The sequence below is a fragment of the Paraburkholderia graminis genome, assembly GCF_003330785.1.
Taxonomy (GTDB): Bacteria; Pseudomonadota; Gammaproteobacteria; order Burkholderiales; family Burkholderiaceae; genus Paraburkholderia; species Paraburkholderia graminis.
Window position 1 is genome coordinate 2534338 of record NZ_CP024934.1, and the last position, 21473, is coordinate 2555810.

Annotated in this window: 20 protein-coding genes, 1 tRNA gene and 1 pseudogene; 7 read left to right on the forward strand and 15 right to left on the reverse strand. The window is 62.3% G+C overall.

What is annotated here, in order from left to right; translation table 11 throughout:
• Window positions 1-19 precede the first annotated feature (19 nt).
• From CUJ91_RS11225 to CUJ91_RS11235, 3 genes are all read right to left on the reverse strand, one after another.
• Window positions 20-751, reverse strand: a complete 732-nt coding sequence (locus tag CUJ91_RS11225) for a dienelactone hydrolase family protein (RefSeq protein ID WP_006051398.1) — start codon at window positions 749-751, stop codon at window positions 20-22.
• A gap of 228 nt (window positions 752-979) precedes the next feature.
• Window positions 980-1945, reverse strand: coding sequence for an alpha/beta fold hydrolase (locus CUJ91_RS11230; RefSeq protein ID WP_006051397.1), 966 nt, complete (start codon window positions 1943-1945; stop codon window positions 980-982).
• 82 nt (window positions 1946-2027) lie between these two features.
• Window positions 2028-2672, reverse strand: a complete 645-nt coding sequence (locus CUJ91_RS11235; protein WP_053858345.1) for a glutathione S-transferase — start codon at window positions 2670-2672, stop codon at window positions 2028-2030.
• A gap of 115 nt (window positions 2673-2787) precedes the next feature.
• Between CUJ91_RS11235 and CUJ91_RS11240 the strand changes: the two genes are divergently transcribed.
• On the forward strand, window positions 2788-3351 hold the full coding sequence (locus CUJ91_RS11240) for a TetR/AcrR family transcriptional regulator (RefSeq protein ID WP_006051394.1): 564 nt from the start codon (window positions 2788-2790) through the stop codon (window positions 3349-3351).
• Between the two features lie 624 nt (window positions 3352-3975).
• Here the strand turns inward: CUJ91_RS11240 and CUJ91_RS11250 are convergent.
• From CUJ91_RS11250 to cysS, 10 genes and pseudogenes are all read right to left on the reverse strand, one after another.
• The gene (locus CUJ91_RS11250) at window positions 3976-4251 is read right to left on the reverse strand and encodes a helix-turn-helix transcriptional regulator (protein ID WP_310399526.1); all 276 of its coding nucleotides are present in this window, start codon (window positions 4249-4251) and stop codon (window positions 3976-3978) included.
• Complete coding sequence (locus CUJ91_RS35185; protein ID WP_308810907.1) at window positions 4248-4802, reverse strand: tyrosine-type recombinase/integrase; 555 nt, start codon at window positions 4800-4802, stop codon at window positions 4248-4250. The genes CUJ91_RS11250 and CUJ91_RS35185 overlap by 4 nt, the downstream gene beginning before the upstream one ends.
• Window positions 4775-4897, reverse strand: a complete 123-nt coding sequence (locus CUJ91_RS35190) for a hypothetical protein (RefSeq protein WP_308810912.1) — start codon at window positions 4895-4897, stop codon at window positions 4775-4777. Before CUJ91_RS35190 ends, CUJ91_RS35185 begins: the two co-directional genes overlap by 28 nt.
• An 18-nt stretch (window positions 4898-4915) precedes the next feature.
• A pseudogene (locus tag CUJ91_RS35195) lies at window positions 4916-4969 on the reverse strand (hypothetical protein); the annotation flags it as partial.
• A 313-nt stretch (window positions 4970-5282) separates the two neighbouring features.
• Window positions 5283-5376: transfer RNA gene (locus CUJ91_RS11260), tRNA-Ser, on the reverse strand.
• Window positions 5377-5575: 199 nt separating this feature from the next.
• Window positions 5576-6826 carry an aspartate kinase gene (locus CUJ91_RS11265; RefSeq protein ID WP_006051483.1) on the reverse strand — a complete coding sequence of 417 codons (1251 nt, stop codon included), beginning with the start codon at window positions 6824-6826 and terminating at the stop codon, window positions 5576-5578.
• 400 nt (window positions 6827-7226) lie between these two features.
• Entirely contained in the window at window positions 7227-8699 is a 1473-nt protein-coding gene (tilS, locus tag CUJ91_RS11270; RefSeq protein WP_114156221.1) for a tRNA lysidine(34) synthetase TilS, read from the reverse strand.
• Between the two features lie 61 nt (window positions 8700-8760).
• Complete coding sequence (locus CUJ91_RS11275; RefSeq protein WP_006051481.1) at window positions 8761-9732, reverse strand: acetyl-CoA carboxylase carboxyltransferase subunit alpha; 972 nt, start codon at window positions 9730-9732, stop codon at window positions 8761-8763.
• A gap of 126 nt (window positions 9733-9858) precedes the next feature.
• On the reverse strand, window positions 9859-10971 hold the full coding sequence (locus CUJ91_RS11280) for a DNA-3-methyladenine glycosylase family protein (RefSeq protein WP_107706581.1): 1113 nt from the start codon (window positions 10969-10971) through the stop codon (window positions 9859-9861).
• A 47-nt stretch (window positions 10972-11018) separates the two neighbouring features.
• On the reverse strand, window positions 11019-12416 hold the full coding sequence (gene cysS, locus CUJ91_RS11285; RefSeq protein WP_114156222.1) for a cysteine--tRNA ligase: 1398 nt from the start codon (window positions 12414-12416) through the stop codon (window positions 11019-11021).
• A 345-nt stretch (window positions 12417-12761) separates the two neighbouring features.
• Between cysS and CUJ91_RS11290 the strand changes: the two genes are divergently transcribed.
• From CUJ91_RS11290 to CUJ91_RS11305, 4 genes are all read left to right on the forward strand, one after another.
• A complete protein-coding gene (locus CUJ91_RS11290; protein ID WP_114156223.1) occupies window positions 12762-13634 on the forward strand; it encodes a tetratricopeptide repeat protein in 873 nt (290 codons plus the stop codon).
• Between the two features lie 45 nt (window positions 13635-13679).
• A complete protein-coding gene (locus CUJ91_RS11295) occupies window positions 13680-14264 on the forward strand; it encodes a peptidylprolyl isomerase (protein ID WP_006051476.1) in 585 nt (194 codons plus the stop codon).
• Window positions 14265-14435: 171 nt separating this feature from the next.
• Complete coding sequence (locus CUJ91_RS11300; RefSeq protein ID WP_006051475.1) at window positions 14436-14930, forward strand: peptidylprolyl isomerase; 495 nt, start codon at window positions 14436-14438, stop codon at window positions 14928-14930.
• 46 nt (window positions 14931-14976) lie between these two features.
• Window positions 14977-15774 carry a UDP-2,3-diacylglucosamine diphosphatase gene (locus CUJ91_RS11305; RefSeq protein WP_006051474.1) on the forward strand — a complete coding sequence of 266 codons (798 nt, stop codon included), beginning with the start codon at window positions 14977-14979 and terminating at the stop codon, window positions 15772-15774.
• A gap of 224 nt (window positions 15775-15998) precedes the next feature.
• Here CUJ91_RS11305 and cysE read toward each other — a convergent pair whose 3' ends face one another.
• Window positions 15999-16910: a serine O-acetyltransferase gene (cysE, locus tag CUJ91_RS11310; protein ID WP_114156224.1), complete on the reverse strand. Its 912-nt coding sequence runs from the start codon at window positions 16908-16910 to the stop codon at window positions 15999-16001.
• A gap of 274 nt (window positions 16911-17184) precedes the next feature.
• Window positions 17185-18060 carry an RNA methyltransferase gene (locus CUJ91_RS11315; RefSeq protein WP_029970736.1) on the reverse strand — a complete coding sequence of 292 codons (876 nt, stop codon included), beginning with the start codon at window positions 18058-18060 and terminating at the stop codon, window positions 17185-17187.
• Between the two features lie 795 nt (window positions 18061-18855).
• On the opposite strand from CUJ91_RS11315, the gene CUJ91_RS11320 reads away from it, so the two are divergent.
• Both CUJ91_RS11320 and lplT read left to right on the forward strand, forming a co-directional pair.
• Window positions 18856-19659 carry an inositol monophosphatase family protein gene (locus tag CUJ91_RS11320; protein ID WP_029970735.1) on the forward strand — a complete coding sequence of 268 codons (804 nt, stop codon included), beginning with the start codon at window positions 18856-18858 and terminating at the stop codon, window positions 19657-19659.
• Between the two features lie 430 nt (window positions 19660-20089).
• Window positions 20090-21388 (forward strand): lysophospholipid transporter LplT, encoded by a 1299-nt coding sequence (gene lplT, locus CUJ91_RS11325; RefSeq protein WP_114156225.1) that lies wholly within the window; start codon window positions 20090-20092, stop codon window positions 21386-21388.
• Window positions 21389-21473 lie beyond the last annotated feature (85 nt).

The following is a 21473-nucleotide window of genomic DNA, read 5'->3' on the forward strand; positions in this document are numbered from 1 at the left end:
CATGAAATACCGCAGTGGGTTATGACGTACGTCTCACTACGACTGGCTCCTTCCAAAGGGTGCGGCCAAAAAACGTCAGTGTGCGGTCCCACGCGAGTTGCGCCCAAACCGGATCGTATTGCGTGCCTGATATGCGCCCATCGCCCACGGCGGTTTCATTGGCGAACGCATGATGTGCAAGATAGCGATGGAATTCCGCCGAGACCTCACTGCGGGCGAACCTCTCCTCAAGCACATCCACACCCGCGGCAGGAAAGAATGCATCCTGTGTGGCCCAGTGCGCCTGGATGGGCGCTTTGATGCCAGAAGCGTCCAGGCGATCCAGCGGCGGGAATCCATACCATATAACGCCAGCCGCAAATTCAGGGACAGCGCTGAGGGCAAGAAGCGTCAATGCGCCGCCCATGCAAAACCCGGTCACACCGATATTTCTCGTGTACGTACTCAGGTATTGAACCGCGCCGCGAACGTCCTGAGAGATTGCGTCAGCAAAGTCCAGACTATCCATGTAGTGGTGAGCCTCTTCTTCCTCGACTGTAGACTTTCCTCTGTAGAGGTCGGGCACCAGCGCGATGTAGCCCGCGTGAGACAGACGGTCCGCCACGCCCCGGATCTGAGCGTTAAGCCCCCACCACTCCTGGATCACAACGATTGCCGGCGCGCCTTCCAGCTTCGCCGGATTAGCAAGATAGCCCTCAACGGCTTGACCGTCCGGACGGCAAAAGCTGACCATGGTTCCCACGTTGCGCATCGGATTTCCTCCCATAATTTATCGACAGTTCAAGTTAAGCGCGGCTGCCTGCTTATTGCGTGGTCAACCGGCTTTCAGAGTCGCAAAGGGCATCCGTGTACCGCCTATGACCACGGAACCCCGCGCCTGAGAGTTGAAAAACTCGTCTCTTGTCGCTGCGAGGTTTCTCCGTGGCTAGCAGCTATGAGACGATGAACATAAGCGAGCACCGGCTGCTGCATGAAGGTTCTAGTCTTCGCGATCGAGAAAGGCCGTGACATCGGCCACGAAGCGCTTGGGATACTGATACTGCGCCCCATGACTCGAGTCAGGGTACAGAATCAGCTGAGCGTTCGGCAGCTTCTCCTCCAGGGTGAACGAATTCACCGGATAATGAACGATGTCGTGATTGCCGCCCACGATGAGCACAGGCTGCTTGATGTTTTTCAGGTATGCATCCGCATCAGCGTGAGGCGCGCCCCATGCCGCGAACGCCGCTACCTGCGCCGGTGCGACCTTATCATTCACGTCCGGGTCACGATCGCGCGAACGAGCATGAAGGCGATTGAGGAATTCACGTCCCGCAGCGCGACTCGCGTCTGATTGCGTGAAGAACACATCAAGCAGCAGTTGATCGTTGTTTCCGCTGTCCTTCTTGATCATTTCCTGGAACTCTGGCGTAAGCGTGGCCATTCCAGCCCCGCCGCGAGGTCCGCTCCCCACCAACACCAGATGTCGAACAACTTCAGGGCGCTCAACGGCAACTTCCTGTGCTACGAGACTTCCCAGAGAAAATCCGAGAAGATCAGCCCTTTTGACGTTGAGTGCGTGAAGCAGGTCGATAGCATGCCGTGCCATCCCCTCGACGGTGCTGGGAACTTCTCCTTCTGAACTGGCGACGCCGGCGTTGTCGAACAGAATTACCTCTCGATTTTTAGCAAAACCGTCAATGACCGCAGGGTCCCAGTTGTCCATGTTGCCCACAAAGTGCTGGAAAAAGACCAGCGGCACATTGCCGGGTTTTCCGAAACGGCGATAGGCGAGCTTCGTACCGTTTACATCGATAAACCTCGTCGGCGCTGTCTGATGCGTGTAGACGGCGCGCAGATTCTGCCCTTCCCCTGCCGCATTGGATGGCGTAGTTGCGAAAGCGGCAGCTGTAGCAAGTACTAGCACCCCCGCCTTGACCGTCGCGATTTTTATCGGTTTTCTCACTTCAGTACTCCTGAATTCAACACATTAAAAAATATTCTTACTGCGCTCCGAGAACTGGCGTGGTGTTGGGGACGAACGCTGCTTACGCCGGATTCTTGACGGAAGAGCGCTCGTCAACCGTCTGCCGCCAATTGAGCAGCGCGGTGCATTCCTCGGGGACCCGAATGTTTGCAAAACCAGCGAACACGAGTCCCGCCCAAACTGTGATATCCGCCATTGAGAAGGATTCGCCCGCAACGTACGGTTGCGCCGTGAGCACCTTGTCAAAGTAGCGCATCCCGGCAACAGCCTTGTCGCGTGAGCGTTCACCCCATTCTCGGCGGCCCTCCCAATCGGGGCTCTTGTACGCCTGAAGCGCCGGTCCAAGACCCGGCGTCGCATGGTGAAAGTAGATCCCTACCGCATCGATCAGTTCTGACTCAGCCCGCTTCTGCATCATATGAACCAGCGCTTTCTCTTTTGGCGACTTGCCCGTCAGCACCGGATTGCCGTCAAGATTGTCAAGATACTCAGTGATGGCCGTGCACTCCGAGATGTACGTTCCGTCATCCAACTGCAGAACGGGCACAGTCCCGGTGGGGTTGATGGCGAGGAAGGCGGCTTGCTTGTGTTCCGCAGCGGGAAGATCAACTTTGATGAACTCAACCTTGGAAGCAAGATTTTTCTCCGCCAGCACGATCCGGATGCGAAGCGGGTTGGGAAAACCTGGAATGTCGAAAATTTTCATGGTCGGTCTCAAAAGGGTCGTTACCTATCGATAGGTAAGTGAAGCGCACTTTAGCGAGGCGTCCTCCCCGTGTCAACACTTACTTATCGATAGGTATCGTGTTAGAGTCTCCCACATGACAACTGACACCAAACAGCGCATTCTCGGCTCTGCCCGACGCATGGTTCAGGCGCGTGGATACAACGCGCTGAGTTTCCGCGAAATCGCCAAAGAGGTCGGCATCAAGAGCGCAGGCGTGCACCACCACTTTCCGACAAAGGGTGATCTAGGCGCGGCGTTGGCGCGCCAGTACACGGAGGAAGCGGTCACTTTGCTGCATGACCTTCTCGAACGGTTCGATAACGAGCAGCTGACGCTGGAGCGCTATGCGAGCATCTTTCGTTCGGCACTCGTGCAAGACAATCGAATGTGTCTTTGCGGCATCATGGCGGCAGAGCATCATGACCTTCCCGCCGAAGTCCGGGTAGAAGTCGATCACTTCACCGAGGTAAACGTCGACTGGCTTTTTAAGGTTCTGTCTCTCAGAGAGGACGGAAGAGATGCCGAGTCTATTAAGCGCCACGCGCTAGCAATTTTCGCGGCTATTGAAGGCGCGCAACTGGTCGCTCGTGGACGCGGCGACGTGTCGGTCTTCGACGCTACGGTCCAGGCATATCGAAGTACCGGCCTTTTTGCGTAAACAGCGCAGGCGCTGTGACTTTGCGATGCCGATCGGGTGCGGGAAAGTGAACATACCCTGTTCGTAGATTGCCCTCATCATGGCGGACGGCGCCAGCGGGCTTTTGACTACGTATCCGAGGTTCTGACCGTATTGTCGGTGGCGTTCGTTCCGGGCGAGGACCGCTGCGAATCGTGAGTTTCCGCCGGCCAAACGAGATGAACAGTGCGCCTATCGGGAGTGGCTCGAAAATCACTTCGATGACTAGCGCGGAAATGCACGATGTTCGCTCGCGCGGCGAAAGCTGCACTGACTGGGAACGTGTGCGCCGAAAAGCGGATCAGGATACGGAAGCGGCCATGGAAAACCACGCCATCGGCGAAGCCATTGGGCGCAAGCGTGACTGGCCGGTGGGCCGGTGAGCCGAAGGCCGCCATATCGGGCAATCTGCCGGGCTCCGTGGCGGGACAGTATGGACTGCTACCGGAAGTACTTCTGCCGAGGGCGGAGGACGAATTAAAAAGGAAAACGAAGCATTCATTCCAGCGGTACGACCGAGCAACTCAAGGTCCCGCAAGTCCGTGTTCTGTCGCGCTCCGATGGCTTCTGATGTCACGCAAACCGCCGCGACAGAATGGAACCAAGCTAGGTTGCTCCGCGCCCACTGGCCTCAACGCGGTCGACAATCCATGCATCAACGTCGGTCTCTAGCCATGCAACCCTACCACCACCGATTTGCACTGGCCGTGGAAACTTACCTCCGGCCAGATACCGATAGACAGTACTTGTGCCCAGGCCAACACGCAGACGCACCTCGCGAAGGCGAATCAAACTTTGCTTTGCCGGATTCTCCTTCGGGGGCGTAATAGACACGACGCTCGCAGACATCCCCGCGCAGTACTGCGACCAGTGGTCCATCATCTTCGGCGCCTCTCGAGCATGTCACCTCGCTGATACGCACGGCGGGCCTTGTTGCTCGTCTTGTGGGCAATCGCCTTGTCGGCTAGCACTTCGGGATACTCACCATACTCCTCCGCCCAGTCCTGAAATGTCGAACGGAACCCGTGCACCGTGATGTCTGTATATCCCATGCCATCGAGCAGTTCTAACATTGCCATATTCGAAAGCGGAGCGCCCTTTTTGTCGCCCGGAAAGAGGTAGCCATACCTGGCCGTCCGCATAGCTCTCTTCACGAGATCGCAGGCCGTATCACACAAGGGCACGCGGTGAGGAAGGCCCATCTTCATCCGCTCGCTGGGGATCGTCGAAATCTTGTGGCGTAAGTCAAACTCTTCGGGCCGCGCTCGCCGGATCTCATTCGTTCTACAGACGGTCAGGATCACCAGGTGCAACATCGCGGCCGAGCGTGAACCTTGGTCTTCCTTCACCTTAAGCTTTGGTATGAATTCAGGGATGTCGGCCCACGGCAACGTCGGAAAATGCTTCAGGGCGCGCCTGCGCTTTGCCAGCATCTTATCCAGGTGACCACGCCAGCGTGCAGGGTTGTCGCCGTCACGGTGCGCCGCGCCTCTTTACGCGCCTCGATCGGGTCAATCTTGTCCTTCACGAGTGCCCTGCATCGAGCCGCCTCGGTACGCGCTTCTGCAAACGAGACAGTCGTCATCGGCCCAAGCCCCATCTCGCGCGAACGCCCGAATAGTTGAACTGATAGATCCAGGAGCGCGAACCCGAGCCAGAAATCTGGAAATAAAGGCCGCCACCATCGGCGTAGTAACCGCGATCAACCAGCTTCGCTATGCGAAGCTGGCGAGAGCCAATGAGGTTGCCTGGATTGAGATTCCGCCATTTCCCACCCCTACTTTCACCCCAACTTGATGGGTCGATTCTGTCGGTACGAGCCGGAAGCAGCAAAGAAAAAACCCCGGAAGGCGCTTGTGGCGGCCTTCCGGGGTCTGGTCCGGGACATCGTGAAATGTCCCGGAAGGTGCTCCTGGCGGAGACGGAGGGATTCGAACCCTCGATCCAGGTTTTGGCCCAGATGCTCCCTTAGCAGGGGAGTGCCTTCGACCTCTCGGCCACGTCTCCCAAACTTTCGCTCGCGCAGGGAGTCAGCGCGACGAAGCCAAGATAATAGCGGGCCGGACCGCCAAGGTCAATGTCCGACGAACACTTTTTGTGCCAATGTCGTCATTGACGAAGGATTTTTTTCGCCAGGCCACGCATATGTACAACAACGAACGAGGCGCTCCTGCACGCCCCGCCGCTTCTACCAAATCACACCCAGTTACGCCTGATCCAGTTCGAACGCCTTATGCAGCGCGCGCACTGCGAGCTCCATATACTTCTCGTCGATCAGCACCGAAATCTTGATTTCGGACGTCGAGATCATCTGGATGTTGATGCCCTCTTCCGACAGCGTGCGGAACATCGTGCTCGCGATGCCCACATGCGAACGCATGCCCACGCCGACCACCGAAACCTTCGACACCTTCGGATCGCCCAGCACCTGCTCGGCCTGCACGTGACCCTTCACCTGGTTCGTGAGAATGTCCATCGCGCGCTGATAATCGCCGCGGCCCACCGTGAACGTGAACGCCGTTTTGCCTTCGACGCTCTGGTTCTGGATGATCATGTCGACGTCGATATTCGCGTCCGCCACCGGGCCGAGAATCTGATACGCGATGCCCGGCTTGTCGGGCACACCCATCACCGCGATGCGAGCTTCGTCGCGCTGGAACGCGATGCCCGAGATGACTGCTTTTTCCATGGTCTCGTCTTCTTCAAAAGTAATCAGGGTGCCCGACTTCATTTCAGCGTCGAGCGGGATGAGCGGATCGGTCAGGCTCGACAGCACGCGCGTCTTCACCTGATATTTGCCGGCGAATTCCACCGAACGGATCTGCAGCACCTTCGAACCCAGGCTTGCCATTTCCAGCATTTCTTCGAACGTCACGCGATCGAGCCGGCGAGCCTCTTCGACCACGCGCGGGTCGGTGGTATAGACACCGTCGACGTCCGTGTAAATCAGGCACTCGTCGGCCTTCAACGCAGCCGCGACCGCGACCGCCGACGTGTCCGAACCGCCGCGGCCAAGCGTCGTGATGTTGCCGTCCGGGTCGATGCCCTGGAAGCCCGTGATCACGACCACCTTGCCCGCGTCGAGATCGCGCAGCACGCGCTCGCCGTCGATGTCGCTAATGCGCGCTTTCGTGAACGCGCTATCCGTTTTGACCGGCACTTGCCAGCCCGCGTAGCTCACCGCGTCGACGCCGGCTTCCTGCAGCGCGATGGCGAGCAGCCCTGAGCTGACCTGCTCGCCGGTCGCGGCGATCATGTCGAGTTCGCGCGGGCTCGGCTGGCTCGTGATCTCTTTCGCGAGGCCGAGCAAGCGGTTGGTTTCGCCGGACATTGCCGACGGCACGACGACCATCTTGTGGCCGGCCTTTTGCCATTTCGCGACGCGCTTGGCGACGTTCTTGATGCGCTCGACCGAGCCCATCGAAGTGCCGCCGTATTTATGTACGATGAGTGCCATTGTCGTTCTGAACTGAAGGAGAAACCGCGCTGGCGCGCTCGCGACGACCGCACAAAAGCACACGGGCGCAACGTCTTGTGAACGGCGGCGGAGTGTATGGCGGCGTAGATGCAGCGCGCGTGCAGCACGCGCGGATTTGCCCGTGATTGATCGCTAATGGCTTACCGGAAAACTCGGATCACGATCGGAAAACCGACAAAAGCGAGGGCAAAAGCGGGTCGGGCAAACAAGTTAACGTACCCGATCAGAGGCAAAAAGACAAGCCGCGAAGGCCGTGGCGACGCGTGCCGCGGCGCTTGCGCGGCGTTCCGTAATGCATATTCGCGCTTTAGCTCGCGCTCAGAATCGCGCCCTATTTGGACGACAACCCGTTCGATGAAGCCAGTGCCCGACCGGCCGGTCAGGCGATCAGCAAGTCCTCGCGCCAGACGATTCGCACGCGCGCTTCGTCGGGCGCTACGTCAGCGTGCAACGCCGCGTGGTTCACGCCGAGCAACGGGACGAACAGCAGTTCGTCGCCGAGAAAAAGCAGCGGCACTTCGCGCTTCCACGCGGGAATGCCGCGCTCCTGGAACAGGTTCTTCAGCGTTCGACTACGCGCGCCCGGCGCGTCGCTCGCGCGCATGCGTTCGCCGCCGCTGCGCGAACGCGCGCGCAGTGGTGCGTGTTGCAGCAGGCTCATCGGAATGGTGTCGTTGAGCGCGGCGTTAATGGCATTGCTGGCATCCGCCGCGTTCACCGCTAAAGCGTCAACCGCTTCAAACACAAACGTCCCGCGCCATTGCGGCAAGCGCCACGTCGCTTGTCCCTGCCACACCAACTCGCTGACCTCGCGCGCCGCAAGCGAAGTTTCGTCGGCAGGATCGCTGCTGTCGCCCGCTTCCCAATACACCAGCCCGCGATAGCTGCGCAGCGCATGACCCGCATGATCGACGCGCAGACGATGCCCGTCACCGCCCTCGCCCACTTCGCGTAGTTGCCGCAGCGCATCGCCAAGACGCGCGCTCGACGCCGCGATGAAGCCCTGCGAGCGCATCCAGTAACGCATCAGATTGAGCGCGCGGTCGTCATCGAGTGCGATGAGCGCGTCATGCGAGAGCGCGTGCCCGTCGTCGCGCGAGACGGCGTCGAGGTCGATGCGCGCAAGCTCATCGAGCAAGCGCTGCGCCGACGCCGCATGCGACGCCGTGCGCGCGAGCGCGTCGCGGAAACCGGGGAAGTGAACGGCCAACGCGGGCGTGACCTGGTGGCGCAGCGCGTTGCGCGCATAGCGCGTGTCCGCATTCGATTCGTCGTCGATCCAGCGCAGTTCGTGCGCACTCGCATAGCGTTCGATCTGTGCGCGCAGCAGATGAAGCAACGGCCGCACGCGCGCCGCCGCGGCGCCCGCAGGCGAAAACTCCGGCGCCATCGCCGCGAGGCCCGCGAGGCCCGCGCCGCGCAACAGTTGTAGCAGCACGGTCTCCGCCTGATCGTCCGCGTGTTGCGCGAGCCATAACCAGCCAATGCCGTGTGCCGCGCACAGTGCGTCCAGCGCGCGATAACGCGCATCGCGCGCCGCGGCCTCCACGCTCACGCCGGCATCGCGCGAAACGTCGACGTAACGCACGACGAACTCGACCTCGCGTTCGCGCGCGAACGCCTCGCAATGCGCGAGCCACGCATCGGCGTTCGGACTCAGGCCGTGATGCACATGAAACGCGATGCAACGCGACGAGCCGGCGACACGCACGGCCGCGTCCAGCAGCACGCTCGAATCGACGCCGCCGCTAAACGCAACGGCAACGCGCGCGCTCGCGGGCAGCGCGGCAAACGCAACGCGGACCGCCTCGAGAACGAGGCGGTCCGCAGGCGATTCGGCAGTGGGAGTCATGTCGCTAGCGCGGTTGCATTAGTCATGCGTCGCGCCGATGGACGAAAGAAAACGCGCGGGCTCAAACGCCCGGCGTCGTTTCCTTGAACTTGCCGTACGACATCAAACGTTCGAAACGGCGTTCGCGCAAGTCGTTGATGCTCATGCCCTGGAACTGACGCAGCGAATCGGCGAGCGCACGGCGCAGCATCGCCGCCATGCCCTTCGGATCGCGATGCGCGCCGCCGAGCGGCTCGTTGACGATCTTGTCGATCAGACCCAGCGCCTTCAGACGATGCGCGGTGAGACCGAGCGCTTCGGCGGCTTCCGGCGCCTTGGCCGCGCTTTTCCACAGAATCGACGCGCAGCCTTCCGGTGAAATCACCGAATAGGTCGAGAATTGCAGCATCAACACGCTGTCGCCGACCGCGATAGCCAACGCGCCGCCCGAACCGCCCTCGCCGATGATCGTCGCGATCAGCGGCGTCTTCAGTTCGGCCATCACGTACAGATTGCGGCCGATTGCTTCCGACTGCCCGCGTTCTTCCGCGCCGATGCCAGGATAGGCGCCGGGCGTGTCGATGAACGTGAAGATCGGCAGGCTGAATTTTTCGGCGAGACGCATCAGACGCTCGGCCTTGCGATAGCCTTCCGGACGCGGCATGCCGAAGTTGCGCAGCGCGCGCTCTTTCGTGTCGCGGCCCTTCTGATGGCCGATCACCATGCAGGCCTGGCCATTGAAACGCGCGAGGCCGCCGACGATCGACAGGTCGTCCGCATAGTGGCGGTCGCCGTGCAACTCGTGGAAATCGGTGAAGAGTTCGTTCACGTAGTCAAACGTGTACGGGCGCTGCGGATGACGGGCGATTTGCGAAACCTGCCACGGCGTGAGGTTCGCGTACAGATCTTTCGTGAGCTGCTGGCTTTTCTTGGACAGCCGCTCGATCTCTTCCGAAATATCGACGGCCGAATCGTCCTGCACGAAGCGCAATTCTTCGATCTTCGCTTCGAGTTCAGCGATCGGCTGTTCGAAATCCAGAAAGGTGGTCTTCATTGGTTTTAATCCTTGGACTTACCGGCAGCGCGTATTCTAACCGCGCTCGCCGATGTCAAAACCACTTCGCAACTATCAAAATCTAACAATTGATAGTTTCGCCAAGCGGCATTGCTTCTTCTGCTTTCAGTAGTCGACCGGCAACGGGTCCAGACTACGCCACATATACCAGGTGGCGACGGTGCGCCACGGCTCCCAGTTCGCCGCGACCTCGCGCGCTTCGCTGCGCGTGACCGGTTCGCCGCTAAAGTAATTCACGCTGATGGCGCGGATCAGACCGAGATCGTCGAGCGGCAGCACATCGGGACGCGACAGGTTGAAGATCAGGAACATCTCCGCGGTCCAGCGGCCGATGCCGCGAATCTGCGTGAGTTCGGCGATCACCGCCTCGTCTTCCATGGACCGCCACTTGCCGACGTGCAATGCACCCGACACGAAATGCTGCGCGAGGTCGAGCACATACTCCGCCTTGCGCCTCGACAAGCCGCATGCCGTGAGCTTTTCCTGACCCAGCTTGATGAACTGCTGCGGCACGAGCTTCGGACAAGCCGCCGCGACCTTGGCCCAGACGGCCTGCGCGGACGCCACCGAAATCTGCTGACCGACCACCGAGCGCGCGAGCGTGACGAACGGATCGCCGCGGCTTAATAGATGCACCGGACCGAACTTCGGAATCAGCTTCTTCAGAATGCGGTCGCGTTTGACGAGGTCGGCGCACGCCTTGTCCCAGTAGTCCGGACGCGTGACTTCGGGCGCAAGCCCGGCGATCTGCACCGGCACCGCGACCTCGCTTGCGCTCGCCGCTTCGCCGCCCGCCGAAGACGACGCGCGCGTCTTGCGCACGATCTCGCCTTCCTGGTTCTCTCGCGTTTTCGCGACGCGCGCGAGCTCCTGCACGTCGCCCGCAAGTTCGGCCGGCAACGCGCCGTTCGCGCTACTCGGCTTCGCACGCGATGCCTTCGCGGACGACGCCTTCGTGCGCCGCGTGGCGGACGAAAGCGACGACGCCGCGGACGAACCCACATGCGCAGGCGCGGACGCGCCGTTCAACGCGCGCTTGACCGCCGTCTTCTTCGAGGCGCCCGCGGCGGTTTTTGCCGCCGCTCCCGCGCCTTTCGACGTTGCTGCCTTCACCGCGCCGCTTGCCGTGCGCGCCGACGTTCGAGTCGACTTGGGCGCGGCTGCCGCGTTTGTTTGAGACGTGGCTCGTTTAGCCGGCGTCTTCGTGGCCGTTGCCATCCTGCCTCCTGCCTGGCGAGTCGTTCAGAGGGAAGTACGAGGTGCGCTCACACGCGCCGCCACTCGGTTAGCCCGCCGGGTTTGTCTTCAAGTGCAACGCCGGCCTCGAGCAATTCCGCCCGGATCCGGTCTGCTGCTGCATAGTCCTTCGCCTGCTTGGCGGCCACGCGCTCGGCGATCTTCGCTTCGATCGCGGCGGGTTCCAGCGCGCCTTCTACCGCGGCGCCCGCTGCCTGCTGCAGGTATGCACGCGGCTCGCGCCCGAGCAGCCCGAGCACCGCGCCGAGCGAGCGCAGTTGACGGGCCAGCGCGGGGTCGCGCGTGCGGTTCACTTCAGTTGCCAGCTCGAACAACACCGACACCGCAACCGGCGTGTTGAAGTCGTCGTTCATGGCTGCCTGGAAACGCTGCGCATGCGCTTCGTTCCAGTCGAGCGCGGCGCCGTCCGGCGTCACGTCTTTCAGCGCCGTGTAAAGGCGGCCGAGGGCGTTGCGGGCGTCGTCGATATGCACGTCGCTGTAGTTCAGCGGCGAACGATAGTGCGCGCGTGCGATGAAAAAACGCACGACCTCGGCATCGTACTGCGCCAATACCTCGCGAATCGTAAAGAAATTATTCAACGACTTCGACATCTTCTCATTGTCGATCTGTACGTAGCCGTTGTGCATCCAGTAATTCACGAACGTTTGACCGGTCGCAGCTTCGCTTTGCGCGATTTCGTTTTCGTGGTGCGGAAACTGCAGGTCCTGTCCGCCGCCATGAATGTCGAAACGTTCGCCGAGCAGCGCGCACCCCATAGCCGAGCATTCGATATGCCAACCAGGACGGCCGCGGCCATACTTCGAGTCCCAGCCCGTGTCGGCGGGTTCGCCCTCTTTTGACTGCTTCCACAACACGAAGTCGAGCGGATCTTCTTTCGCGTCGTTCGCGGCGACGCGCTCGCCCGCACGCAGATCCTCGAGCGACTTGCCGGAGAGCTTGCCGTAGCCCGCGAACTTGCGCACCGCGTAGTTCACGTCGCCGTCGCTCGCCTGATACGCGTAGCCGTTCGTCTCGAGCGTCTCGATCATGCCGAGCATCTGCGGAATGAAGTCGGTGGCGCGCGGCTCGATGTCGGGACGCGCGATGCCGAGCGCGTCCGCATCTTCATGCAACGCATTGATGAAGCGATCGGTCAGCGACTTGATCGTCTCGCCGTTTTCGACGGCGCGGCGAATGATCTTGTCGTCGATGTCCGTGATGTTGCGCACGTACGTGACCTGGTAGCCGAGCGTGCGCAGCCACCGCTGCACGATGTCGAACACGACCATGACACGCGCATGACCGACGTGACAATAGTCGTACACGGTCATCCCGCAGACGTACATCCGCACGACGCCTGCTTGCAGGGGCACGAAAGTTTGCTTGTCACGCGCGAGCGTGTTGTAGATGCGCAGTGATTCCATAGAGAACGGTGCGTGGGCCGAAAGAAATCCGCAATGTGTTTCGTGCGTGCCGCCCCCGAACACGACGGCGGGGACGAATTGTTGCCGACTGTTGCCTATTGCCTGTTACCTGTTCGGACGGGCTCTGATCAGACTTCTTGATGACCAGACTATTGCCCGACGTGAAACACGCACAGCGGCGACTGTTGAAACACGCACAGCAGCAAACCGGTGCACCTGGTGCGGCGGTCAGACTGCTATCAAGGCGGAGACGACCACGAGTGGCGAAAAGACAGCCGGCGGTTCGACGGAACGCGCAGACCTTTTGTTAGAATGGCTCGGAGTATAACACCCAGACCCGAGCCTATGAAACCTTCCAGCGGCCGCGCGCGCAGCGCTGCGACCCTCGCCGCGACGGCGTTTGGCGGCCTTGCCGGCACCCTTGTTCGCGCCTCTATTCGCGGCCCTGTTCGCGCCCCGCTCCGCGCCTCTGTTGGCGCTTCGGTGCGTGGCTCAGTGCACGGCGCTGGCGGCAAGTTCGCGCGCGCCGTCACGCTGCGTGTCGCCGTGGCCGTCGCGCTCGGCATGCTGCCGGGCGCCGCCGCCTTCGCGCAGAAAACGCCTACCATGCCGCAAGGGCCCGCCGTGCGCGACAACACGCCGGAGATCGACGCGTCCATCGCGCAAAAGGACTGGCAAGCCTCGCTGACGCAACTCGATGCTCGCATCGCGTCGAATCCGCGTGACGCGCAGGCGAAGTTCAAGCGCGCCACCGTGCTCGCGCATCTGAACCGCGACGACGAAGCGATCACCGCGTTCACCGAACTCACGCAGTTGTATCCGGAGTTGCCCGAGCCGTACAACAACCTCGCCGCGCTCTACGCCAAGCACGGCCGCTACGCGGAAGCACGCGCGGCGCTCGAAACCGCGACCAAGGTCAACCCCGGTTACGGTCTCGCTTACGAGAACCTGGGCGACCTCTATCTGCGCATGGCCAACGAAGCGTATCGCCGCGCGCAAAGCCTCGGCAAGGCGAACGCCACGACCACGCAGCGCATCGCCGACATCCAGAAGATCGTATCGCCGCCGAAGACCGCGAAAGCGCCGAAACGGGCCGCGGCCGCGCCGCAGGAATACGCGCCCGGCTCCACCGCGAACATGACGCAAACGCCGAGCTTCCAGTACGGCGGACCCAACGGCTCGCTCGCCATGCCGCCTTACATGGCACCCTCGCAATAAGGCCGCCGCGGCGGTCATACGTTTTTTCCAACCCTGAGGATTTTCATGAAATGGTTGATGTTGGCGCTCGGCAGCGCCGCCCTGATCGCGAACGCACCCGCGTTCGCCCAGTCCGGTTCGCAAGCCGCGCATCCGTCCGTCCTCCTCAAGACGTCGGAAGGCGATATTCGCGTCGAGTTGTATCCTGAGAAAGCGCCCAAAACGGTCGCCAACTTTCTCGACTATGTGAAGTCCGGCCAGTACAGCGGCACGATTTTTCATCGCGTGATTCGCGGCTTCATGATCCAGGGCGGCGGCTACACGCAGAGCTTCGCGGAGAAGCCCACGCGCGCGCCGATTCCGCTCGAAAGCCGTAACGGTCTGAAGAACACGATGGGCACGCTCGCGATGGCGCGCACCAGCGACCCGAACTCCGCGACCGCGCAATTCTTCATCAACACGGTGGACAACGCGGGCCTCGACTATCCGAATCCGGACGGCAACGGCTATGCGGTGTTCGGCAAGGTCACGAGCGGCATGGACGTCGTCAAAAAGATCGAAGCCGCGCCGACCACCACGCGCGGTCCGATGGGCGACGTGCCGCAAAAGCCGATCGTGATCGAATCGGCTACCGTGGTCGGCGGCAAGTAACGGAACAACCCAGAGCAACACGGAACAACACTGAACATCACGCACGCGTAGAAGCGTCGAACTCACGCCCCGCGCGGCCCGCCGTCAAACGCATCGACGCGCACAGATTGCACAGCGCACGACGGCTCGCCGCGTCTTTTCCACCCACCCCGTTCATCAAAGGATTCCATCATGGTTGAACTGCATACGAACCACGGCGTCATCAAACTGGAACTGGACGCCGAGAAAGCGCCGAAGTCGGTTGAGAACTTCCTCAACTACGTGAAGGCCGGCCACTACGACAACACGGTGTTTCACCGCGTGATCGACGGCTTCATGATTCAGGGCGGCGGCTTCGAACCCGGCATGAAGCAGAAGCCGACGGCCGAGCCGATCAACAACGAAGCGAACAACGGTCTGAAGAACGTGAACGGCTCGATCGCGATGGCTCGCACGAACGACCCGCATTCGGCGACCGCGCAATTCTTCATCAACGTGAACGACAACGACTTCCTGAACCACTCGTCGCCGACGCCGCAAGGCTGGGGCTATGCGGTGTTCGGCAAGGTGGTCGAAGGCATGGACATCGTCGAGAAGATCAAGAAGGTCAAGACGGGCTCGAAGGGCTTTCATCAGGACGTGCCGGTCGACGACGTCGTGATCGAAAAAGCCGTGGTCGTCGACTGATTGCGGACGCGCCTTAACTAGAAAAACTGCGATACAGGCACCTTCAATGCTGCAAGAAAAGCCGCTGCGAAGCGTCGCCGCGGGCGTGCCTGGCGAGGGCAAACGCCCGCACGCCGCACGCCCGTTTTTGTTCCTCTCCGACATTCATTTGAGCGAGGCGATCCCGCGCACGGTCGCCGCGTTCGAACACTTCATTCGCGTCAACGCCGACCAGGCCGACTCGGTCTTTATTCTCGGCGATCTGTTCGAGTACTGGATCGGCGACGACATGCTCGCCGAGCCGTTCGTCGCGCGGATGGCCGCGCTGTTGCACACGCTGACCGAGCGCGGCATTGCGCTCTACATCATGCACGGCAATCGCGACTTTCTGCTCGGCAAGCGTTTCATGAAAGCGGCCGGCGCGATCTGGCTGCCCGACCCGTTCGTGATCACCGCATTCGGCACGCGCATTGCGGTCGCGCATGGCGACCGTCTGTGCACCGCGGACCGCGGTTATCAACTGTTTCGCGGATTCGCGCGCAACCGCCTTGCGCAGATGCTGTTTCTCGCGTCGCCCTTTTCGTGGCGTCAGGCGCTCGCGGAAAACATGCGGGCGAAGAGCGAGGGCGGCCGCATGCGTCCCGTTTCACTCAAATACGACGTGACGCCCAAAGGCGTCGCCGCATTGTTCAAGTGGTCGAAAGCGGCGACGATGATTCACGGGCACACGCACCGCCCCGCGCGTCATCGCGAGCCGGGCGGCATACGCTGGGTGCTGCCCGACTGGGATCTCGATCATGGCGAGCGACGCGGCGGTTATTTGCGCGTCGATTCGGAAGGGATTCGGGCGTTACCGCTCGATTGAGAGTGGTGGTGAGAGGTGGTGCGTTGCGCGGCGTGATGAGGTGGCGTTTCACCCGCGGCGTGACGAGGCGATGCGCCGCCACGGCGGCATGAAAAGGTCGTGTCTTATGCGTAGCAGCGAGACCACGCTGCGCCCCGCCTCCGGCCGCATGATGATGTGCTGTGCCGCCGACGGTGGCATGAAGAGGCGGTGCCGCGCTCACGGCCCCGCGCATCTTCAAGCCTTCAACGCGCGGCCACCGTCCCCTCCACCTTGCCCGCGATCGCCGCGGACAAACGGCGTAAATCGAGCAGCGCGGCATCGGCGCCTTGCAGGCCTTCCAGGCTCGTGCCCAGATGCTCGAGCGCCACGACGATTTCATCGATGCGCTTCGCTTGCGTCGCGGCATGATCGATCAGCCCGTGAATGGCGAGCGATACGGGATCGTCTGCATTCGGCGTGATGCCGTACGCGCAGAAATCGCTGCGCCTGGCGGCTAGCTTGCCGCGTTCATCCTCACGCGTTACGCCATTCGACGCAGCAGCGCCGTTCGCCGTGGCATCCGACGCTGCGCTCGCGCGGCCATTGACCGGCATGCCAACAGCGGCAGCCTTCGCCACGACAGATGCAGCGGCAGCCGCCGCCGGCACGATGATTCGCGCCGGATTGCCGACCGCCGTCCCGCCGGCGGGCACAGGCTTCGTCACCACCGCATTCGAGCCGATCTTCGCGTCCGCGCCGATCGTGAACCCTCCGAGCACCTTTGCGCCCGCGCCCACGATCACGCCGCGCTCCAGCGTCGGATGCCGTTTCGCGCCGCGTGTGAGCGACGTGCCGCCGAGCGTGACGCCCTGATAGATCGTGCAATCGTCGCCGATCTGCGCGGTCTCGCCGATCACCACGCCCATGCCGTGATCGATGAAGACTCGCCGTCCAACCGTCGCACCCGGATGGATCTCGATGCCCGTCATGAAGCGCGCCATCTGCGAAACGAAACGCGCGAGCCAACGGCGCCGCGCACGCCAGCACGCATGCGCGAACCGGTGCAGCACCAGCGCGTGCAAGCCTGGATAACACGTGAGCACTTCCCAGGCACTGCGGGCGGCGGGATCGCGCTCGCGGATAGTGGCAATGTCTTCGCGAAGTCTCGTGAACATGGCAGGGACTATGTTATGTGGGGGAAGCCGCGCGCGAAACGTCATGCGCGCGTGCACGGCTGCCGCATAGCAGATCGGCAGCTTTGCTTAGAAGGTTTCGAGGATTGTAGGACGGTTCGCGCAAACCTGCCGCAAGTCCATGTAGCGCAAAAGGTCGTCGTGCTAGTCGGTGGCCGCCAGCACGGCCGCTGATTGCTTGCTCATTGGCCGCTCATTGCTCGCTTATTGCTCGCTCATTGCTCGCTCATTGGCCCTTCATTCCCCGCGCCGCGCGCTAGCGTGCGCTGTCGTCCTTGCGGCCGGTTTTCAGCAGGATGTGCTTCGCAATCCCGCGCACGATGTTCACCTCCTCGCGCTCGAGACCGGAACGCGCGAAGAGCCGCCGCAAGCGCGACATCAGCTTCTTCGGATTCGCGGGATCGAGAAACTCGAGTGCGACGAGCGCGCTTTCGAGATGCGCAAACATGCTTTCGATTTCATCGCTCGCGGCACGCGGACCTGCAGGCTCGGCCGATGCAGCGGCGCCGGTCGATGGAGCCGATGCAGCCGACCCAGTCGACGCTTGCGGCGCGCGGCTCGCCGATGCGTTGACCTCCGCACCGCTCGTCAGATAGATCATGCGCAACTCATACGCGAGGACCTGCACGGCCTGAGCGAGATTCAGGGAACTGTAGGCGGGATTCGCGGGAATATGCGCGAGCGCGCTGCATCGCTCGACGTCTTCATTCGACAAGCCCGTGCGCTCGTTGCCGAACACGAGCGCGATCTCGCCGTGCAACGCTTCGTCGCGTGCGAGGCTTGCGGCTGCGCGAGGCGTCCATTGCGGCGGGCCGTACTCGCGCTGCCGCGCGGTCAACGCGATCGACCAGTGCACGCCGGAGAGCGCATCGGCAAGCGTCGGCACGACGTGCGCGGAGGCGAGCACGTCATCGGCGCCGCTTGCCATCGCTATCGCCTCCGGATCGCTCTGCACATGAGGCACGCGCGGCGACACGAGCACGAGCCGCGAGAAACCCATGGTTTTCAGCGCGCGCGCCGCGGCTCCGACGTTGCCCGGATGGCTCGGCTCGACGAGCACGAAGCGCGTCGACGTGAAGCCGCCGCGCAAGTCTGCCACGGCGGGATCGGAAGAATGGTGGGTGTGGTCCACGATGAAAGCCTGCGAGTCGGAGAACGCGTATGGTAGCGCCAACGCGCGAAGCCGCCGAACGGCGTGTGTGTGGGCGGGCGGGATCGAGGCTGCAAATGCGTCGTCAAGCGCGGCTGGAAGGCTGCGCGCCGGCGCGTGGGCAAGCGCGGTTGCAAGCAGTTCGAACGCGTCTCCAAGTGCGTGTGCAAGCGCGGCTGCGCGCCCGTGAGCGAGCGCCGCCGCAAGCAGTTGGAGCGCGTCTCCGAGCACGTGCACGAGCACGGCTGGGAGCGCATGTGCAAGCGCGGTTGCAAGCCGCTCAAGCGCGTCTCCAAGCGCGGGTTCGAGCGCGGCTGGAAGACCGTGCGCGAGCAGCTCACGCGCGCGCGAAACCGCGGCTCAAGCCCGTGCGCAAGCGGGTTGCAAGAGGCTCGAGCGCGTCTCCGACCGCCTCTTCAACATCACATTCAAATCCGCATGCAAGCGCCCACGCACGCCCACCAGCGCCCTCCCCAACCCGAACCCTGCCGCGCCTGGCAGACTCGGGTAAAATACCGGAATTCGCGTCCGGCCTGCGCCACGCCGATCTGCATACCGCACCAGTTCAAAGCAGTGCACGCAGTCAGGCAGAGCTATCAGCCAGAACCCGGCGCCTCGTTCTTATTCAATTCGTCTCCGTTGGCGGAATGCACGCCGGTCCTGTACCGGGTGAGCGTTCCGTGCTGTTTCCGCGCCTCATCGAGGGCGCCCATTAGCGCGCGCGTCGCGCTTATTTACCGGCAAGCAGCCGTGCTGCCCCGGCACAAGGATCCGTCCATGCATCCCATGCTCAACATCGCTGTGAAGGCCGCGCGCCGCGCAGCCCAGATCATCAACCGCGCGTCGCTCGATCTCGATCTGATCCAGGTCAGCAAGAAACAGCACAATGATTTCGTCACGGAGATCGACAAAGCGTCCGAAGCCGCGATCATCGACACGCTGAAGACCGCTTATCCCGATCACGCTATCCTCGCCGAAGAATCCGGCAAGTCGGACAACGAGTCCGAGTACCAGTGGATCATCGATCCGCTCGACGGCACCACCAATTTCATTCACGGCTTTCCGTACTACTGCGTGTCGATTGCGCTGGCCCACAAGGGCATCGTGACGCAGGCCGTCGTGTACGACCCGACCCGCAATGACCTCTTCACCGCCTCGCGCGGCCGCGGCGCGTTCCTGAACGACCGCCGCATTCGCGTCGGAAGGCGCGATCGTCTCGCGGACGGCCTGATCGGCACCGGCTTCCCGTTCCGCGAAACCGATGGTCTCGAAGCATATGGCCGCCAGTTCGCCGAAATGACGCAAGCCTGCGCGGGCCTGCGCCGTCCCGGCGCGGCCGCGCTCGATCTGGCAAACGTGGCCGCGGGCCGCATGGACGGCTTCTTCGAGCAAGGCCTGAACCCGTGGGACGTCGCCGCGGGCAGCCTGCTGATTACCGAAGCGGGCGGTCTGGTGGGCAACTACACCGGCGACTCGGACTTCCTGCACGTCGGCGAAGTCGTCGCCGGCAATCCGAAGATTTACGCGCAGATGGTGCCGATCCTCTCGCGTTACAGCCGCACGCGTCAGCAAGCGGCTTGAGTTGCGCGGCGGGCTGGCGGGTCGATCCGCAGCCCGAGTGTAGCGGGCGCATGCGCGAGCCGTTACCGAGCGAGAAGCGCGTGAGTTGCGCGGCACGCGCTTCCGCGTCGTAGCGCCCGAAGCTCCAGGCGAGCACAACGCGACGCCACGGGTAAGCCGCGCACTGCGCGCCGGCAATCACGACGAGCACTCGACACACAGACCCACTCAACAAGCGGCTTCGGCCGCTTTTTCATTAGCGCGCCTGCATCGTGCGAGCGTTCGTGCTACAAAGCGGGAAGCCGCGCCGGCCTACGCTTTTCGCCGGCTGCATTCCGCGTCCCACGCTGCGCCCGCCTGCGCGTTGTGTGCGCAGCGATCCGCGCTCGCATCCGTGCGTCGTTCCTGCGTCCTTCGCGCCTCGCCTCGCGCGCCGCTTCCCATCCGCTTCATGAAAAAAGGCTTCTACACGATCATCGCGGCGCAGTTCATTTCGTCGCTTGCCGACAATGCCCTGCTGATCGCCGCCATCGCATTGTTATCGGTGATCCGCTCGGCTGCGTGGGTCACGCCCTTGCTGCAGATCTTCTTCACTGTCTCGTACGTGCTGCTCGCGCCATTCGTGGGCGCGTTCGCGGACGCCATGCAAAAGCGCCACGTGATGTTCATCTCCAATGCTCTCAAGGCGAGCGGCTGCATGATGATGATTGCAGGCGTGCATCCGATGATCGCCTACGGCGTGGTCGGCTTTGGCGCGGCCGCGTATTCGCCGGCGAAATACGGCATTCTCACCGAGTTGCTGCCCGCCGAAAAACTCGTCAAGGCCAACGCATGGCTCGAATCGGCGACAGTGCTCTCGACGATCGTCGGCACCATGGTGGGCGGCGCGCTCATCAGCACATTCGCCGATAAATTCGTCGCGCGCGCGCATCTGCCGCTGATCGGCTCGTCGGCGGATCTGGCGATGTTCGCGGTCATGCTCACGTACGCGATCGCCGCCGCCATCAACATCTTCATTCCCGACACCGGCGCGCGCTATCCGAATCGCCTGACCGAGCCGACGAAGCTCGTCGGCGACTTCTATCATTGCTTTAACGTGCTGTGGGCCGACAAGCTCGCGCAGATCGCGCTGTGGGTCACGACGCTGATGTGGGGCGGCGCCGTCACGCTGCAATTGCTGGTGCTGAAATGGGCCAACGTGAACCTCGGCCTGTCGCTCTCGAAGGCCGCGGTCATGCAAGGCGTGACCGGGCTCGGCATCGCTGTCGGCGCCGCGGCGGCGGCCGCGCTGATTCCGCTGCGCCGCTCGCTGACCGTGCTGCCGGTCGGCATCGTCACCGGCGCGGTCGCCATTGCGATGGCCTTCTACAACAAGAACCTTTTCCCCGCGGGCGCGGGCATCCACATCGGCTCATATGTCGTGCCGGTCTACATCCTGCTCGCGTATCCGCTGATGATCCTGCTCGGCGCGTTGTCCGGCTTTTTCATCGTGCCGATGAACGCGATTCTTCAGCATCGCGGCGCGACCCTGCTGTCGGCCGGACACTCGATCGCGGTGCAGAACTTCAACCAGAATCTCGCAGTGCTGCTGATGCTCGGCGCGTACGCGCTGCTGCTCACGGCGAAGATGCCGGCGCAATGGATCATCGTCGTGTTCGGCGTTTTTATTACGTTCATGATGTGGCTCGCAAAGCGGCGGAGTGCGGCGAACGAACGGTCTGCGAATATGCATGCGCTGCTGGAGGAATGAGGGTGGCGTGACGTCGAATACCCGCATATCGAGATAGCCTCTGCTCTTGCCGTGGGAAACTGGGGTCAGCAAATCCCCAAGACCC

What these genes read in the sequence shown, in the direction of transcription:
- CUJ91_RS11225 (WP_006051398.1), bottom strand. Translation starts at nt 751, where the DNA reads ATGCGCAACGTGGGAACCATGGTCAGCTTTTGCCGTCCGGACGGTCAA.
- CUJ91_RS11235 (WP_053858345.1), bottom strand. Translation starts at nt 2,672, where the DNA reads ATGAAAATTTTCGACATTCCAGGTTTTCCCAACCCGCTTCGCATCCGG.
- CUJ91_RS11240 (WP_006051394.1), top strand. Translation starts at nt 2,788, where the DNA reads ATGACAACTGACACCAAACAGCGCATTCTCGGCTCTGCCCGACGCATG.
- CUJ91_RS11250 (WP_310399526.1), bottom strand. Translation starts at nt 4,251, where the DNA reads ATGATGGACCACTGGTCGCAGTACTGCGCGGGGATGTCTGCGAGCGTC.
- CUJ91_RS35185 (WP_308810907.1), bottom strand. Translation starts at nt 4,802, where the DNA reads ATGCTGGCAAAGCGCAGGCGCGCCCTGAAGCATTTTCCGACGTTGCCG.
- CUJ91_RS11265 (WP_006051483.1), bottom strand. Translation starts at nt 6,826, where the DNA reads ATGGCACTCATCGTACATAAATACGGCGGCACTTCGATGGGCTCGGTC.
- tilS (WP_114156221.1), bottom strand. Translation starts at nt 8,699, where the DNA reads ATGACTCCCACTGCCGAATCGCCTGCGGACCGCCTCGTTCTCGAGGCG.
- CUJ91_RS11275 (WP_006051481.1), bottom strand. Translation starts at nt 9,732, where the DNA reads ATGAAGACCACCTTTCTGGATTTCGAACAGCCGATCGCTGAACTCGAA.
- CUJ91_RS11280 (WP_107706581.1), bottom strand. Translation starts at nt 10,971, where the DNA reads ATGGCAACGGCCACGAAGACGCCGGCTAAACGAGCCACGTCTCAAACA.
- cysS (WP_114156222.1), bottom strand. Translation starts at nt 12,416, where the DNA reads ATGGAATCACTGCGCATCTACAACACGCTCGCGCGTGACAAGCAAACT.
- CUJ91_RS11290 (WP_114156223.1), top strand. Translation starts at nt 12,762, where the DNA reads ATGAAACCTTCCAGCGGCCGCGCGCGCAGCGCTGCGACCCTCGCCGCG.
- CUJ91_RS11295 (WP_006051476.1), top strand. Translation starts at nt 13,680, where the DNA reads ATGAAATGGTTGATGTTGGCGCTCGGCAGCGCCGCCCTGATCGCGAAC.
- CUJ91_RS11300 (WP_006051475.1), top strand. Translation starts at nt 14,436, where the DNA reads ATGGTTGAACTGCATACGAACCACGGCGTCATCAAACTGGAACTGGAC.
- CUJ91_RS11305 (WP_006051474.1), top strand. Translation starts at nt 14,977, where the DNA reads ATGCTGCAAGAAAAGCCGCTGCGAAGCGTCGCCGCGGGCGTGCCTGGC.
- cysE (WP_114156224.1), bottom strand. Translation starts at nt 16,910, where the DNA reads ATGTTCACGAGACTTCGCGAAGACATTGCCACTATCCGCGAGCGCGAT.
- CUJ91_RS11320 (WP_029970735.1), top strand. Translation starts at nt 18,856, where the DNA reads ATGCATCCCATGCTCAACATCGCTGTGAAGGCCGCGCGCCGCGCAGCC.
- lplT (WP_114156225.1), top strand. Translation starts at nt 20,090, where the DNA reads ATGAAAAAAGGCTTCTACACGATCATCGCGGCGCAGTTCATTTCGTCG.